Origin of the sequence: Rhodopseudomonas sp. AAP120 (assembly GCF_001295845.1) — a bacterium.
Taxonomy (GTDB): domain Bacteria; phylum Pseudomonadota; class Alphaproteobacteria; order Rhizobiales; family Xanthobacteraceae; genus Rhodopseudomonas.
In genome coordinates this window covers 21576-36172 of record NZ_LJIC01000008.1, presented here as the reverse complement: position 1 = coordinate 36172, position 14597 = coordinate 21576, and the positions used below count along the sequence as shown (strand labels likewise).

Sequence of the window (14597 nt, the reverse complement as noted above, 5' to 3'; positions counted from 1 at the left end):
ACCACCGGCACCCGCGCCGCCGGCTCCTGCGCCACCCGCGCCGGCGCCGCCGCCAGCACCCGCACCGCCGCCGCCGGCTCCGCCGCCTTGTGCCATCACCTGGCTTGCCGTCAGAGCCAGACCGGCTGCGAGCGCGATCATCGCCATCGATTTCTTCATCTGCATTCTGCGTCCTCTCGATTGCTGCCTACACGCCGAGCCAATCCAGCGTTGCGTGGGCCGTTCCTAATCCCTGCGGTCGCAGCGGCTTGCGCGGGGAGGCAAGCGAGGTGTCGAGGAGGGCGGGACAGAGCCCGGGCTGGCCGTCAGATGTGGCTGAGAATATTGAGCAGGCGGCCGAATGGATCGCGCACGAAGAAGCGGCGGACGCCCCAGGGCTCATCCGCCGGGCCATATTCGATCGGGTAGCCCGCCTTGAAGAGGCGCCGCTGCACGTCGGTGAGGTCGTCGACCTCGATCGACAGGTCGGGCACCGGCGTGCCGGAGCCGCCCTCGGCCGCGAAGCTGATCTGCGGCGTGGCGGCGCCGTCCCCCACAAAGGTGACGATCCAGCCGTGGTCCATGGCGACCGTCATTCCGAGGATCGTGCCGTAGAACGCTCTGGCGGCATCGATCCGGGCGGCATCGAATGGAGCGATTGCGATATTGGTAACGATGCGGGTCACGGCCATCTGCTGACTCACGGCTTTGAGACAGCACGGCGGCCGTCGGACCGGGCTGTCGATTCGCTATGCCCGTTCTTCGAAGATCATCGCCAGATGCACGATGGTTCGCACCGCGGCTTCCATGTCCTGGCGGCTGACCCATTCGAGCCGGGAGTGGAAGGCGTGTTCGCCGGCGAAGATGTTGGGGCAGGGCAGGCCCATGAACGACAGCCGCGAGCCATCGGTGCCGCCGCGAATCGCGGTGGTGACCGGCTCCAGGCCGGCCCGGCGAATCGCATCGCGGGCGTTGGCGACCAGTTCGGGATGATGGTCGAGCACCTGCTTCATGTTGCGGTACTGCGGCTTGATCTCGACCGTGGCGGTCGAGCGCGGATAGCCGCGCATCACCTCGTCGACGATTCGCTGCAGCAGCGCTGCCTTCTCCTGCAGGCCCTGCTCGGTGAAGTCGCGCACGATCAGGCTCAGCGTGGCCTGCTCCAGCGTGCCGGTGATGCCGATCGGGTGCAGGAAGCCTTCGCGGCCCTCGGTGGTTTCGGGCGAGCAGGTGTCCTTCGGCAGCCGCTCGACGATTGCGGCGGCGATCTTGATGGCGTGCTCGATCTTGCCTTTGGCGAAGCCCGGATGGGCGCTGACGCCGGTGATGGTGATCACCGCGCCGTCGGCCGAGAAGGTCTCGTCCTCGATATTGCCGGCGGTCTCGCCGTCCATCGTGTAGGCGAAGTCGGCGCCGAGCTTTGTCAGGTCCACCTTGTCGACGCCGCGGCCGATCTCTTCGTCCGGCGTGAACAGGATTTTGAGCGTGCCGTGCTTGATCTCGGGATGCGCGATCAGGAACGCGGCGGCGTCCATGATCTCGGCGATTCCGGCCTTGTTGTCGGCGCCCAGGAGCGTGGTGCCGTCGGTGGTGATGATGTCGTGGGCGATCTGCTGCGCCAGCGCCGGGTGCTCGGCGAATCGGATGACCTGAGCCGGATCCGCCGGCAGGACGATGTCGCCACCCTGATAGTTCTTCACGATCTGAGGCTTGACGCCTTCGCCTGAACAATCGGGCGAGGTGTCCATATGCGAGCAGAAGCAGATCACCGGGACGTTCGGCTTGGCGCTGGTCGCCGGGATCGTCGCATAGACGTAGCCGTGCTCGTCGAGATGGGCGTCGGCCAGGCCGAGCGCACGCAGCTCATCCGCCAGCAGGGCGCCGAGAGTCTTCTGTTTTTCTGTCGAAGGGCAGGTCGGAGAGGCGGGATCGGACTGGGTGTCGATCGCGACATAGCGCAGGAAGCGCTCGGTGACGCCGTGGCTGAAGGCGATGGCGTCGCGTGAGCTGCTCACTGCCGGATCACTGCCTCGAGCCGCTGTCCGGAGAAGCCCCTGGACTGCGGCAGCTACGAACGGCCGAATCGCCAGGCCATTCAGGGGACGCGACCCCGGACCGCCGCAGTGCAGCCGACCGGGATCGCGAATGTCGAATCGGAAACCTCAGATGGCTTCCTTGAGTTCCTTGGCGGCGCGGAACGCGACCTTCTTGCTGGCCTTGATCTGGATGGTCTCGCCGGTGGCCGGGTTGCGGCCGGTGCGGGCGGCGCGCTTGCGCACCTGGAGAATGCCGAGGCCGACGATGCGGATACGCTCGCCCTTCTTCAGGTGCTTGGTGATACGGGCCACCATGTCACCGAGGATCGCTTCGGTCTGCTTCTTCGACAGCTCGTGCTCCTCGGCCAGCGCCGCGGCGAGATGCTTCAGGGTGACGGTCGTGGGGGTCGCGGCTTTCGCGACTGCTTTCTTCGCCATATTTAGCCCTCCGGGGTTTGTAGCGGCTTAGGAAACTAAGACGTAGCAGGCCTTAAACGATTCGGGTGGCGCCTGCATACGCTGTTTCCCCTGAAAACAGTGCATTTTTTGCATCGGCTGTTCAAAAAGCACCGAAACCAAAGGACATCCGGCATGCCGCACACGCGAACCCACAACCTCTGCGTAATCGGCTTGACTTGCCGATGACGCCCCGGTAGATCGACCGCCTGCGCGGGACGCAAACCACGCGGGAGTAGCTCAGTTGGTTAGAGCGCCGGCCTGTCACGCCGGAGGTCGCGGGTTCGAGCCCCGTCTCTCGCGCCATTGATTTCAATGGCTTAGCCCGGTTTCCCGAACCTCCCTTTCGATCATCGGTCAGCTCGCGCTTCGACTCTGCGGACCCGGTCCGTGGTTTCCTCAAGCTCAGCCGCTGCCATCCGCGATGTTTTTACATCTGCGGGATCACGGACGGTCGCCTACGCGGGGCCCGGTTGACGACGCTGTCGCTTTGCGTCCCGTCAAAGCACAAGATTTTGCTGCCCTTCGTTCAACACCCTCTCTTGTATATTTGCACTCAGTGTAATATTTGTTTTGCACCCGGTGCAAATTGTGAGGGCGATGCAAATGGCAAAGTGGACCACCGCCGAGATTCCCGATCAGCGTGGACGAATCGCGATAGTGACCGGGACAGGTGGATTGGGATTGGAGACGGCCCTCGCGCTGGCCCGCGCAGGATGTGACGTCACGATCGCTGGCCGGGACCCCCAAAAGGGCGCTGCTGCGGTGTCTCACATTGAGCACGCGATTCCCGGTGCGGCTGTCCGGTTCGGGCAGCTCGATCTTGCAGATTTGTCCTCAATCGCCTCGTTTGCGAAGCAGATGGAGAGCGAGAAGCCGCGCCTGGACCTTCTGGTGAACAACGCAGGCGTCATGCTCCCGCCCAAGCGGCGAACAACGAGCGACGGCTTCGAACTGCAGTTGGGTACGAATTACCTTGGTCACTTCGCATTGACTGTTCGTCTCAAATCGCTCCTCGCAAAGGGGCGCGATGCCCGCGTCGTCTCGCTTTCGAGTCTCGCGGCGAACAGCGGAAAGATCGATTTTGAGGACATCAATGCCGAGAAGAATTACCGGCCAATGGCAGGTTATAGCCAGTCGAAGCTCGCGTGTTTGATGTTTGCACTCGAACTCGAGGGCCGCAGCCGCGCTGCGGGATGGGGTTTTTCGCGCCTGGCTGCTCATCCCGGCATCGCACGGACAGATCTGGTGCATAACACGCTTGGGCGGAGGAGCATGGCGGGGCTGGCGCGAACACTTTTCTGGTTCCTGCTCCAGCCCGTTTCATACGGCGCGCTGCCCCAGCTGTACGCGGCAACGTCCGGTCAAGCGGAGGGAGGTGGCTATTACGGTCCCGACCAGTTCTGGGAAACGCGTGGACACCCACACCCGGCGCGCATTCCTCCACAGGCCCTGGATTCCGTCGCCAGGAGGAGGTTGTGGGAGGTCTCCCAACAGATGACCGGGGTGGCGTTCTAGCGAACGTGCATCTGGACAGGGAGTTTGATCCTGCACCGACGTCGGTTGCGGAGATTGAAGCCCTCTGACTTTCTGGCCGCGAAAGCAGCCTGCCCGCGCATGCTGCCGGTGGTGGGGCGAGGGTCGCCGGCAGGGCGGCCAGGATCCCGCTCTTCGGACGTCATCCAGCACGTTGCGGAAAAGCTGACGATCGTCGCCGTAGCTGCGCGGCCTCGGGGCCGCAGGGGAAGAGCCGGCTGTCGCTCAAACAAAACAGCCGCCCGTTTGGGCGGCCGCCGTCAAGCCTCTGTGAGGGGCGATGCGAAGCGCGCGCTGGGCGCCTATCTCACGGTCGAGGTTTCGGAGCTCGTCACCGTGATCTGCTTGGTGGCCTTCACCACATGGGCGGTCTGGCTATAGTCGGCGCTCACCCGCGCCGAGATCCCGAGCACCGCCACTGCGATGCCGGCGACCAGGGCCACCACCACGATCTTCAGGTGGGTCGCGCGATCCGCCGAATGAATTGAGTGATTCATCTGCCGCCTCCCGCGAAGAGCATGTTGCTGCTTCGACGATTGGACTCTTAGGCAGGGTGTGTTTCAGGATAGTTTCGCCGCGCCGGGAAATGGTTTCGTCCGCTGCGAGTATGGTTTCCGTCCGGTATACGATCCGGGGTTCAGCCAAGAGGCCTGCCACCGGGAGCGGTCGTTGAAGGTGTGAACCACTGTTTGCGCATGTGTCCGGGAGAACCCATGTCTTGTCCGGATAGGCCGTTACCTCGTTGTCAACACAGCTTGTCTTGCGCCCCCTGTTGCACTGCGCTAAGCGGAGGTAGAACAATTCAAATGCAAACGAGTCTGCGGCGGTGCACAACCGCGGGATAGGGAACGGTAATGAGCGGCATTCTGCCGAGTTATCTGCCAATCGTCGTGTTTATTGTGGTTGCGGCTGGCCTGAGCTTTGTGCTCTTGGTGGCGCCATTCGCCGTCGCCTATCAGCAGCCTGATCCGGAAAAACTCTCGGCTTATGAATGCGGGTTCAACGCTTTCGGCGATGCCCGCATGAAGTTCGATGTGAGGTTCTATCTGGTCGCGATCCTCTTCATCATCTTCGATCTCGAGGTCGCGTTCCTGTTTCCCTGGGCGGTGGCGTTCGGGAAGCTCGGCGCGACCGGGTTCTGGTCGATGATGGTGTTTCTCGGCGTGCTGACCGTCGGCTTCGCGTATGAGTGGAAGAAGGGTGCACTGGAATGGGATTGAGGCCAGCCTCGATGCAGCAGACGCCGTCGGCTACTCCGGTCGGTGCTCAGCCGCTGATCGCGCCGGCGCCGCGCGGCATCATCGATCCGAACACCGGCAAGCCGATCGGGGCCGATGATCCGTTCTTCCAGAACGTCAATCGCGAGCTGTCCGATAAGGGCTTCTTCGTCGCCGCGACCGACGACCTGATCACCTGGGCGCGCACCGGCTCGCTGATGTGGATGACCTTCGGTCTCGCCTGCTGCGCGGTCGAGATGATGCAGCTGTCGATGCCGCGCTACGACGCCGAGCGGTTCGGCTTCGCGCCACGTGCGTCGCCGCGCCAGTCCGACGTGATGATCGTCGCCGGCACGCTGACCAACAAGATGGCCCCCGCGCTGCGCAAGGTCTACGACCAGATGCCGGAGCCGCGCTACGTCATCTCGATGGGATCCTGCGCCAACGGCGGCGGCTACTATCACTATTCCTACGCGGTCGTCCGCGGCTGCGATCGCGTGGTCCCGGTCGACATCTACGTGCCGGGCTGCCCGCCCACCGCCGAGGCTTTGCTGTACGGCATGCTGCTGCTGCAGAAGAAGATCCGCCGGACCGGAACGATCGAACGCTAAGAAGGCTGCTTCATGGACGACAACGGGCTCGACACCCTTGGTCAGACGATCGTGGCCGCCTTGCCGGGCGCCGCGATCGGTCATTCGGTCGCGCATGGTCAGCTCGAGATCGCGATCGATCCGCTGAAGGTGGTGGACGTCGTGCGGGTGCTGCGCGACGACCCGCGCTTCCGCTTCGTCAGCGTCATCGACGTGACCGCGGTGGACTATCCGGGCCGCGAGCTGCGCTTCGACATGGTGTACCATTTCCTGTCGCCGACGCTGAACGAGCGGGTGCGGCTGGTCGGGCAGGTCGGCGAGACCACGATGGTGCCGTCGATCATCAGCGAGTTTCCGGGCGCCGACTGGTTCGAGCGCGAGGTCTACGACCTCTACGGCATCATCATCACCGGTCATCCGGATATGCGCCGGATCCTGACCGATTACGGCTTCGACGGTCATCCGCTGCGTAAGGACTTCCCGCTCAGCGGCTTCGTCGAAGTCCGTTACGACGACGACCAGAAGCGGGTGGTGTACGAGCCGGTGCGGCTCAACCAGGAATTCCGCAAATTCGATTTCCTCTCGCCCTGGGAGGGCGCCGACTATCCGATCCTCCCGGGAGACGAGAAGGCAGGGGTGAAGCCGTGATCGCTCGCTGTTCATCGTTCGCCGCCAAGCGGAGCTTGCCCCATGGCTGATGCTGCTACCGAGGCCGCCGGTCTTCGCAACTTCACGATCAATTTCGGCCCGCAGCATCCGGCGGCGCACGGCGTGCTGCGGCTGGTGCTGGAGCTCGACGGCGAAGTCGTGGAGCGGGTCGATCCGCATATCGGTCTGCTGCATCGCGGCACCGAGAAGCTGATCGAAGCCAAGACCTATCTGCAGGCGATCCCGTATTTCGACCGGCTCGACTACGTCGCGCCGATGAGCCAGGAGCACGCCTTCTGCCTCGCGACCGAGAAGCTGCTCGGCATCGAAGTGCCGCGCCGCGCGCAGCTGATCCGCGTGCTGTATTGCGAGATCAGCCGCATCCTGTCGCACATGCTCAACGTCACCACGCAGGCGATGGACGTCGGCGCGCTGACCCCGCCGCTGTGGGGCTTCGAAGAGCGCGAAAAGCTGATGATGTTCTACGAGCGCGTGTCCGGCAGCCGGATGCACGCGGCGTATTTCCGCGTCGGCGGCGTGCATCAGGACATGCCGACGCAGCTGATCGACGACATCGACGCCTGGTGCGACACCTTCGTGCAGACCGTCGATGACCTCGAGACGCTGCTGACCAACAACCGTATCTTCAAGCAGCGCAACGTCGACATCGGCGTGATCTCGCTGGACGACGCCTGGAAGTGGGGCTTCTCCGGCGTCATGGTGCGCGGCTCGGGCGCCGCCTGGGACCTGCGCAAGGCTCAGCCCTACGAGTGCTACGCCGAGATGGAATTCGATGTTCCGATCGGCAAGAACGGCGACTGCTACGACCGCTACTGCATCCGTGTCGAAGAGATGCGGCAGTCGGTCAAGATCATGAAGCAGTGCATCGCCAAGCTGCGCGCGCCGGACGGGCAGGGCCGTGTCGCGGTCGACGACAACAAGATCTTCCCGCCGCGCCGGGGCGAGATGAAGCGCTCGATGGAATCGCTGATCCATCACTTCAAGCTCTACACCGAAGGCTTCCGTGTGCCGGCCGGTCAGGTCTACGTCGCCGTCGAGGCGCCGAAGGGTGAGTTCGGCGTGTTCCTGGTCTCCGACGGCACTAACAAGCCGTACAAGTGCAAAGTCCGCGCTCCCGGCTTCGCGCATCTGCAGGCGATGGACTACATGAACCGCGGCCATCTGCTCGCCGACGTCTCGGCCATCCTCGGTTCGCTCGACATCGTGTTCGGAGAGGTCGATCGGTGATCGCACCCGCGCCCATCCAGTTTGACCGCGCGACCGGCGCGCTCGAAGGGGCAAGCGCCCTCGAGCGCATGGCCGCGTGCGCGCTGGTGATGGGCGCCCGCGTCTCGTCCTCGTTCTCGTATCGTGGCTACAACGCCGCCGCGAATTTGATGCGCAAGGCGCTGCCGGAGCGCGACATCGCGATCAAGCTCAACCCCGACGCCACCTTCGTGTTCCCCTACGGCGACGGCTACTGGAGCAAGCTGCTCGAACGCTCCTACCGCTACGAGATCGAGCTCGACCTTTTGTTCGCGCATTCGGCCGACGTCGATTATACGTTCGTCGATTGCGGCGCGAATTACGGCTACTGGTCGGTGCTGGTGTCGAGCCGTCCGTTCGGCAGTCATCGCACCATCGCGATCGAGCCGTCGGGCGCCAATTTCGCGCGGCTGGAGAACAACGCCCGGGTCAATGGCGGTCGGTTCGACGTGATGAAATGCGCGATCGGCGCGACGCGCGGCACCGCGCGGCTGTCGGGCACCAAGCACGAAGCGCTCAGCATCGTCGGCGACGACGAGACGGGCGAAGAAGTGCCGGTGATCCGCCTCGACGATCTGATCGACGACGGACACCTGGCGGTCGGCGGCAAGTATCTGGTGAAGCTCGACGTCGAGGGCGTCGAAATCGACGCGATCCGCGGCGGCGAACGGCTGCTGCAGGGCGACACCGCGATTCTCTGCGAGGAACACGGCAGCGACCGGGCCCACAGCGTGTCGCGCTTCATCCTCGAACACACGCCGCTGAAGCTGGTGGTGTACGACCCCGGCAGCAACCAGTTCGAGGCCGTCGTCGACCTCGCGATCCTCGATCGGATCAAGGTCGCGTCGAATGTCGGCTACAACGTCGTCGGAACCGCGAGCGCGTTCTGGCTGGCCCGTATCGAAAACCTGAATGCGAGCGCGGCGAAGCGCGCGATGAGAAACTGATCATGTCCGTCCGTCGTCTGGCTCCGAAAGAGCAGCAACCCGCCAGCTTCGCCTTCACCGAGGACAACCTCGCCTGGGCGCAGCGCGAAATCGGCAAATATCCGCCCGGCCGCCAATTCTCGGCGGTGATCGCCATGATGTGGCGGGCGCAGGAGCAGTCCGGCGGCTGGCTGCCCGAGGCCGCTATCCGCGTGGTCGCCGACATGCTGGAGATGCCGTACATCCGCGCGCTGGAAGTGGCGACCTTCTACACCATGTTCCAGCTCAATCCGGTCGGAAAGAAGGCGCACGTCCAGGTCTGCGGCACCACGCCCTGCATGCTGCGCGGCGCCGGCGAACTGATCGAAGTCTGCAAGAACCGTATCCATCACGATCCCTTCCATCTGTCGGCCGACGGCGACTTCTCCTGGGAAGAGGTCGAGTGCGCCGGCGCCTGCGTCAACGCGCCGATGGTGCAGATCTGGAAGGATACCTACGAGGATCTGACGCCGGAGCTCCTGAACAACGTGATCGACGGTTTCGCCGCCGGCAATCCGCCGAAGCCAGGCCCGCAGAACGGCCGGCAATATGCCGCGCCGAGCACCGGTCCGTCGACGCTGAAGACCGGCGGCATCAATGTCGAGCCGGGCGGCAATGAAGGTCCGGCGCTGACCGATCACGAGCCGAAGCGGACCACGGCCGAAGCGAACGTGCGCGAGCGGCCGGACCCGAAGGCGCCGACCGCCGACGCCACCGAAAAGAACCCGCCATGACCGCGCCGATGAGCATCGGCCGGGGTAGGGCCGAGGGGACCGTACCGATGAGCAAGCCGCTCTACATCGCGACGCACGCCGTCGTCGCGGCCGTCTTCATCTTCGTGCTGCAGCGCTACGCGCTCAGCGCGACATTCGAGTCGAGCCTGATCTGGGCGCTCACCTTCGGGGGATGCGCTGCCGGGCTCGCCTACATGCAATCGAATCGCTGACAGGGAACGTCGCAAGCCATGCTCGACGACAAGGACCGCATCTTCCGGAACCTGTACGGCCTCGACGACTGGGGCCTCAAAGGCGCGCGCCGTCGCGGCCAATGGGAAGGCACCAAGGCGATCATCGACAAGGGTCGCGACTGGATCATCAGCGAGATGAAGGCGTCGGGGCTGCGCGGCCGCGGTGGCGCCGGCTTCCCGACCGGCCTGAAATGGTCCTTCATGCCGAAGGACAATGCCGACGGCCGGCCGAGCTATCTGGTCGTCAACGCCGACGAATCCGAGCCGGGCACCTGCAAGGATCGCGAGATCATGCGGCACGACCCGCATACGCTGGTCGAGGGCTGCCTGATCGCCGGCTGCGCGATGGGCGCCCATGTCGGCTACATCTACGTGCGCGGCGAATTCATCCGCGAACGCGAGCATCTGCAGGCGGCGATCGATCAGGCCTACGAGGCCAAGCTGATCGGCAAGGACAACGTCCACGGCTATCCGTTCGACCTCTACGTCGCGCACGGTGCCGGCGCCTATATCTGCGGCGAGGAAACCGCGCTGCTGGAGAGCCTCGAAGGCAAGAAGGGCCAGCCGCGGCTGAAGCCGCCGTTTCCGGCGAACGTCGGCCTGTACGGCTGCCCGACCACGGTCAACAACGTCGAGTCGATCGCGGTGGCGCCGGACATTCTGCGCCGCGGCGCGGCCTGGTTCTCCGGCATCGGCCGGCCGAACAATGTCGGCACCAAGCTTTATGGCATCTCCGGCCACGTCAACACGCCCTGCGTCGTCGAAGACGCGATGGGCATTCCGTTCCGCGAGCTGATCGAGAAGCACGGCGGCGGCATTCGCGGCGGCTGGGACAATCTGCTGGCGATCATTCCGGGCGGCGCGTCGTGCCCGCTGATCCCGGCCGCTGACTGCCAGGAACTCATCATGGACTTCGACGGCACCCGCGCGGTGAAGTCGAGCTTCGGCACCGCCGGCGTCATCGTCATGGACAAGTCCACCGACGTCGTCGCCGCGATCGCCCGTATCAGCTACTTCTTCAAGCATGAGAGCTGCGGCCAGTGCACGCCGTGCCGCGAAGGCACCGGCTGGATGTGGCGCGTGCTCAGCCGCATGGTCGAAGGCCGCGCCCACAAGCGCGAAATCGACATGCTGCTCGAAGTGACCAAGCAGGTCGAAGGTCACACCATCTGTGCGCTCGGCGACGCCGCGGCCTGGCCGATCCAGGGCCTGATCCGCGCCTTCCGTCCGGAGATCGAGCGCCGCATCGACGATTTCTCGCGCAAGGCCACGCTCGACGACCAGGGCGTGCTCGATCCGGCGCATATGGTGGCGGCGGAGTAACAGCCATGATCAAGATCATCGTCGACGGCAAGGAAGTCGAGGTTCCGCCGGAATACACGCTGCTGCAGGCCTGCGAGTCGGCCGGCGCCGAGATTCCGCGATTTTGTTATCACGAGCGGCTGTCGATCGCCGGCAACTGCCGGATGTGCCTGGTCGAGCTGAAGGGCACGCCGAAGCCGGTCGCGAGCTGCGCCTGGGGCGTGCGCGATTGCCGCCCCGGCCCGAACGGCGAGCCGCCGGAGATCAACACCAAGTCTCCGATGGTGAAGAAGGCCCGCGAGGGCGTGATGGAATTCCTGCTGATCAACCATCCGCTCGACTGCCCGATCTGCGATCAGGGCGGCGAGTGCGACCTGCAGGATCAGGCGATGGGCTACGGCGTCGACACCAGCCGGTTCGCCGAGAACAAGCGCGCCGTCGAGGACAAGTATCTCGGCGTGCTGGTCAAGACCTCGATGAACCGCTGCATCCAGTGCACCCGATGTGTGCGCTTCGCCGCGGAAGTCTGCGGCGTGCCGGAGATGGGCGCGATCGGCCGCGGCGAGGACATGGAGATCACCTCCTATCTCGAGAGCGCGCTGACCTCGGAGCTGCAGGGCAATCTCGTCGACATCTGCCCGGTCGGCGCGCTGACCTCCAAGCCCTACGCCTTCGCGGCGCGGCCCTGGGAACTCGGCAAGACGCAGTCGGTCGACGTCATGGACGGCGTCGGCTCTTCGATCCGCGTCGATACCCGCGGCCGCGAAGTGATGCGCATCCTGCCGCGCGTCAACGAGGCGATCAACGAGGAGTGGATCTCCGACAAGACCCGCCACATCGTCGACGGCCTGCGTACCCAGCGGCTCGATCAGCCTTACGTCCGCGAGGGCGGCAAGCTGCGCCCGGCGAGCTGGCCGGAGGCGTTCGGCCTGATCAAGGCCAAGGTCGCCGCTGCCGATGCCAAGAAGATCGGCGCGATCGCCGGCGATCTCGCCGCGGTCGAAGAGATGTTCGCGCTGAAGCAGCTGCTGGAGCAGCTCGGCTCGTCGAATCTGGCGGCCGAAAGCGTCGCGGCGTTCAACCCGAAGGCGGGCCGGGCGTCCTACATCTTCAACCCGACCATCGCCGGCATCGAGCAGGCGGATGCGTTGCTGATCATCGGCTCCAACCCGCGCAAGGAAGCCTCGATCCTCAACGCCCGCATCCGCAAGCGCTGGCGCACCGGCCAGCTGGCGATCGGCGTGATCGGCGAGCAGGCCGAGCTGACCTATTCGTACGACTATCTCGGCGCCGGCTCCGACACGCTGGCTGATCTTGCGGCCGGCAAGCATTCGTTCGCCGAGACGCTGAAGAACGCCAAGAACCCGATCGTGCTGATCGGCGCCGCGGCGACGTCGCGGCGTGACGGCGCGGCGCTGCTGTCGGCGGCTGCAAAGCTCGCGGGCGATATCGGCGCGGTGAAGGACGGCTGGAACGGTTTTGCCGTGCTGCATCCGGCGGCCTCCAGCGTCGGCGCGCTCGACATCGGCTTCGCGCCGGGCGAGGGCGGCAAGGACCTGGCGCAGATGACCACGCAGGGCGCGATGGACGTCGTGTTCGCGCTCGGCGCCGACGAGGTGAAGCTGCCGGACGGCGCCTTCGTCGTCTATATCGGCACCCATGGCGACCGCGGCGCGCACCGCGCCGACGTGATCCTGCCGGGCGCTGCCTACACCGAGAAGTCGGGCATCTACGTCAACACCGAGGGCCGGGTGCAGATCGCCAACCGCGCGTCGTTCCCGCCGGGTGACGCGCGCGAGGACTGGGCGATCATCCGGGCGCTGTCCGACGCGCTCGGCGCGCGGCTGCCCTACGACTCGCTGCAGGCGCTGCGCAAGGCGATGTTCGGCGCCGTGCCGCATCTGATGCGGGTCGACCAGATCGAAGCCGGCGACGCCGGTGCCGTGCGCACGCTCGCCGCCGCGGGCGGCAGCATCGACAAGGCGCCGTTCAAGCCGGTGATTGCGGATTACTTCATGACCAACCCGATCGCGCGGGCCTCGGCGGTGATGGCGGAGTGCTCCCGTCTCGCCTCGGGCCAAATGCTGACGGCGGCGGAATAGGCAGGACCGATGGCTGATTTCTTCATGACCAACCTGTGGCCGCTGATCATCGTGATCGGCCAGAGCGTGCTGCTGCTGGTCATCCTGCTGATCTCGATCGCCTACATCCTGCTCGCCGACCGCAAGATCTGGGCGGCGGTGCAGATCCGGCGTGGCCCGAACGTGGTTGGCCCCTGGGGCCTGCTGCAGTCCTTCGCGGACTTGCTGAAGTTCGTGCTGAAGGAGCCGACGGTTCCGGACAGCGCCAACAAGGGCGTGTTCCTGCTGGCGCCGCTGGTCACCTGCGTGCTGGCGCTGTCGGCCTGGGCCGTCATCCCGGTCAACGCCGGCTGGGTGATCGCCGACATCAATGTCGGTGTGCTGTTCATCCTCGCGGTGTCGTCACTGTCGGTCTACGGCATCATCATGGCCGGCTGGTCGTCGAACTCGAAATATCCGTTCCTCGCGGCGCTGCGCTCCGCGGCGCAGATGGTGTCTTACGAAGTCTCGATCGGCTTCGTCGTGATCTGCGTCCTGCTGTGCGTCGGCTCGCTGAACCTGACCGCGGTGGTCGAGGCGCAGAACTCGAAGTGGGGCATGCTCGGCTGGTACTGGCTGCCGCTGTTCCCGATGTTCGTGGTGTTCTACGTGTCGGCGCTGGCCGAGACCAACCGTCCGCCGTTCGACCTCGTCGAAGCGGAATCGGAACTGGTCGCCGGCTTCATGGTCGAATACTCGTCGACGCCGTATCTGCTGTTCATGCTCGGCGAATACGTTGCCATCGTCACGATGTGCGCGATGGGCACGATCCTGTTCCTCGGCGGCTGGCTGCCGCCGGTGCCTTACGCGCCGTTCACCTGGGTGCCGGGCATCGTCTGGTTCGCGCTCAAAGTCCTGTTCATGTTCTTCCTGTTCGCGATGGCGAAGGCGATCGTGCCGCGCTACCGCTACGACCAACTGATGCGGCTCGGCTGGAAGGTGTTCCTGCCGCTGTCGCTGGCGATGGTGGTGATCGTCGCCGCCGTCCTGCAATTCGCGGGGCTCGCGCCGAAATGAGGCCTCTATGAACATCAACGCAACCGCCCGCTCGCTGCTGCTGACGGAATTCGTATCGGCGTTCTTCCTCGCCATGCGCTATTTCTTCAAGCCGAAGCCGACGATCAATTATCCTTTCGAGAAGAACCCGATCTCGCCCCGCTTCCGCGGCGAGCACGCGCTGCGCCGCTATCCCAACGGCGAAGAGCGCTGCATCGCCTGCAAGCTGTGCGAGGCGGTGTGTCCGGCGCAGGCGATCACCATCGAGGCCGGTCCGCGGCGCAACGACGGCACCCGCCGCACCGTGCGCTACGACCTCGACATGGTGAAGTGCATCTATTGCGGTCTGTGCCAGGAGGCCTGTCCGGTCGACGCCATCGTCGAGGGACCGAACTTCGAGTTCTCCACGGAGACCCGCGAAGAGCTGTACTACGACAAGGCCAGGCTGCTCGCGAACGGTGATCGCTGGGAGCGTGAGATCGCCAAGTCCATCGAACTCGACGCGCCGTACCGGTGAGC

At 65.0% G+C, this 14597-nt stretch carries 15 protein-coding genes, 1 tRNA gene and 1 pseudogene; 13 read left to right on the top strand and 4 right to left on the bottom strand.

Translation table 11 applies throughout. The annotated features are described in order from the left end of the window. Window positions 1-305: 305 nt before the first annotated feature. The 3 genes and pseudogenes from IP86_RS00795 to IP86_RS00785 form a co-directional block, all read right to left on the bottom strand. On the bottom strand, window positions 306-671 hold the full coding sequence (locus IP86_RS00795) for a VOC family protein (RefSeq protein ID WP_054160666.1): 366 nt from the start codon (window positions 669-671) through the stop codon (window positions 306-308). Between the two features lie 57 nt (window positions 672-728). After that, window positions 729-1994, bottom strand: coding sequence for a peptidase T (gene pepT / locus IP86_RS00790; RefSeq protein ID WP_245290492.1), 1266 nt, complete (start codon window positions 1992-1994; stop codon window positions 729-731). 147 nt (window positions 1995-2141) lie between these two features. Then, window positions 2142-2456, bottom strand: a pseudogene (locus tag IP86_RS00785) (HU family DNA-binding protein); the annotation flags it as partial. 244 nt (window positions 2457-2700) lie between these two features. Here IP86_RS00785 and IP86_RS00780 point away from each other — a divergent pair. Further along, window positions 2701-2777, top strand: a tRNA-Asp gene (locus IP86_RS00780). A gap of 300 nt (window positions 2778-3077) precedes the next feature. Continuing rightward, complete coding sequence (locus IP86_RS00775; protein ID WP_054160668.1) at window positions 3078-3989, top strand: SDR family oxidoreductase; 912 nt, start codon at window positions 3078-3080, stop codon at window positions 3987-3989. Window positions 3990-4309: 320 nt separating this feature from the next. Here the strand turns inward: IP86_RS00775 and IP86_RS00770 are convergent, their stop codons facing one another. Further along, window positions 4310-4504 carry a hypothetical protein gene (locus tag IP86_RS00770; RefSeq protein ID WP_054160664.1) on the bottom strand — a complete coding sequence of 65 codons (195 nt, stop codon included), beginning with the start codon at window positions 4502-4504 and terminating at the stop codon, window positions 4310-4312. Window positions 4505-4861: 357 nt separating this feature from the next. Here IP86_RS00770 and IP86_RS00765 point away from each other — a divergent pair, with 357 nt between their 5' ends. The 11 genes from IP86_RS00765 to nuoI are packed head-to-tail and all read left to right on the top strand — an operon-like array spanning window position 4862 to window position 14595. Beyond that, a complete protein-coding gene (locus IP86_RS00765; RefSeq protein WP_054160663.1) occupies window positions 4862-5227 on the top strand; it encodes an NADH-quinone oxidoreductase subunit A in 366 nt (121 codons plus the stop codon). Window positions 5228-5238: 11 nt separating this feature from the next. Continuing rightward, complete coding sequence (locus IP86_RS00760; protein WP_054160662.1) at window positions 5239-5835, top strand: NuoB/complex I 20 kDa subunit family protein; 597 nt, start codon at window positions 5239-5241, stop codon at window positions 5833-5835. A 12-nt stretch (window positions 5836-5847) separates the two neighbouring features. Beyond that, the gene (locus tag IP86_RS00755) at window positions 5848-6462 is read left to right on the top strand and encodes an NADH-quinone oxidoreductase subunit C (RefSeq protein ID WP_054160661.1); all 615 of its coding nucleotides are present in this window, start codon (window positions 5848-5850) and stop codon (window positions 6460-6462) included. Between the two features lie 42 nt (window positions 6463-6504). Then, window positions 6505-7710, top strand: a complete 1206-nt coding sequence (locus tag IP86_RS00750; RefSeq protein ID WP_054160660.1) for an NADH-quinone oxidoreductase subunit D — start codon at window positions 6505-6507, stop codon at window positions 7708-7710. After that, window positions 7710-8675, top strand: a complete 966-nt coding sequence (locus IP86_RS00745) for an FkbM family methyltransferase (protein WP_197279582.1) — start codon at window positions 7710-7712, stop codon at window positions 8673-8675. The genes IP86_RS00750 and IP86_RS00745 overlap by 1 nt, the downstream gene beginning before the upstream one ends. A 2-nt stretch (window positions 8676-8677) precedes the next feature. Beyond that, window positions 8678-9427, top strand: coding sequence for an NADH-quinone oxidoreductase subunit NuoE (gene nuoE / locus IP86_RS00740; protein ID WP_054160658.1), 750 nt, complete (start codon window positions 8678-8680; stop codon window positions 9425-9427). Next, complete coding sequence (locus IP86_RS28380; RefSeq protein WP_156332341.1) at window positions 9424-9639, top strand: hypothetical protein; 216 nt, start codon at window positions 9424-9426, stop codon at window positions 9637-9639. The genes nuoE and IP86_RS28380 overlap by 4 nt, the downstream gene beginning before the upstream one ends. Window positions 9640-9657: 18 nt before the next feature. Continuing rightward, complete coding sequence (gene nuoF / locus IP86_RS00735; RefSeq protein ID WP_054160657.1) at window positions 9658-10983, top strand: NADH-quinone oxidoreductase subunit NuoF; 1326 nt, start codon at window positions 9658-9660, stop codon at window positions 10981-10983. Between the two features lie 5 nt (window positions 10984-10988). Then, window positions 10989-13064, top strand: a complete 2076-nt coding sequence (nuoG, locus tag IP86_RS00730; RefSeq protein WP_054160656.1) for an NADH-quinone oxidoreductase subunit NuoG — start codon at window positions 10989-10991, stop codon at window positions 13062-13064. A 9-nt stretch (window positions 13065-13073) separates the two neighbouring features. Beyond that, on the top strand, window positions 13074-14099 hold the full coding sequence (gene nuoH, locus IP86_RS00725; protein WP_054160655.1) for an NADH-quinone oxidoreductase subunit NuoH: 1026 nt from the start codon (window positions 13074-13076) through the stop codon (window positions 14097-14099). A gap of 7 nt (window positions 14100-14106) precedes the next feature. Further along, on the top strand, window positions 14107-14595 hold the full coding sequence (gene nuoI, locus IP86_RS00720; protein WP_054160654.1) for an NADH-quinone oxidoreductase subunit NuoI: 489 nt from the start codon (window positions 14107-14109) through the stop codon (window positions 14593-14595). Window positions 14596-14597: the final 2 nt, after the last annotated feature.

What these genes read in the sequence shown, in the direction of transcription:
- IP86_RS00795 (WP_054160666.1), bottom strand. Translation starts at nt 671, where the DNA reads ATGGCCGTGACCCGCATCGTTACCAATATCGCAATCGCTCCATTCGAT.
- IP86_RS00760 (WP_054160662.1), top strand. Translation starts at nt 5,239, where the DNA reads ATGCAGCAGACGCCGTCGGCTACTCCGGTCGGTGCTCAGCCGCTGATC.
- IP86_RS00750 (WP_054160660.1), top strand. Translation starts at nt 6,505, where the DNA reads ATGGCTGATGCTGCTACCGAGGCCGCCGGTCTTCGCAACTTCACGATC.
- nuoH (WP_054160655.1), top strand. Translation starts at nt 13,074, where the DNA reads ATGGCTGATTTCTTCATGACCAACCTGTGGCCGCTGATCATCGTGATC.
- nuoF (WP_054160657.1), top strand. Translation starts at nt 9,658, where the DNA reads ATGCTCGACGACAAGGACCGCATCTTCCGGAACCTGTACGGCCTCGAC.
- IP86_RS00765 (WP_054160663.1), top strand. Translation starts at nt 4,862, where the DNA reads ATGAGCGGCATTCTGCCGAGTTATCTGCCAATCGTCGTGTTTATTGTG.
- IP86_RS00755 (WP_054160661.1), top strand. Translation starts at nt 5,848, where the DNA reads ATGGACGACAACGGGCTCGACACCCTTGGTCAGACGATCGTGGCCGCC.
- IP86_RS00770 (WP_054160664.1), bottom strand. Translation starts at nt 4,504, where the DNA reads ATGAATCACTCAATTCATTCGGCGGATCGCGCGACCCACCTGAAGATC.
- IP86_RS00775 (WP_054160668.1), top strand. Translation starts at nt 3,078, where the DNA reads ATGGCAAAGTGGACCACCGCCGAGATTCCCGATCAGCGTGGACGAATC.
- nuoG (WP_054160656.1), top strand. Translation starts at nt 10,989, where the DNA reads ATGATCAAGATCATCGTCGACGGCAAGGAAGTCGAGGTTCCGCCGGAA.
- nuoI (WP_054160654.1), top strand. Translation starts at nt 14,107, where the DNA reads ATGAACATCAACGCAACCGCCCGCTCGCTGCTGCTGACGGAATTCGTA.
- nuoE (WP_054160658.1), top strand. Translation starts at nt 8,678, where the DNA reads ATGTCCGTCCGTCGTCTGGCTCCGAAAGAGCAGCAACCCGCCAGCTTC.
- IP86_RS28380 (WP_156332341.1), top strand. Translation starts at nt 9,424, where the DNA reads ATGACCGCGCCGATGAGCATCGGCCGGGGTAGGGCCGAGGGGACCGTA.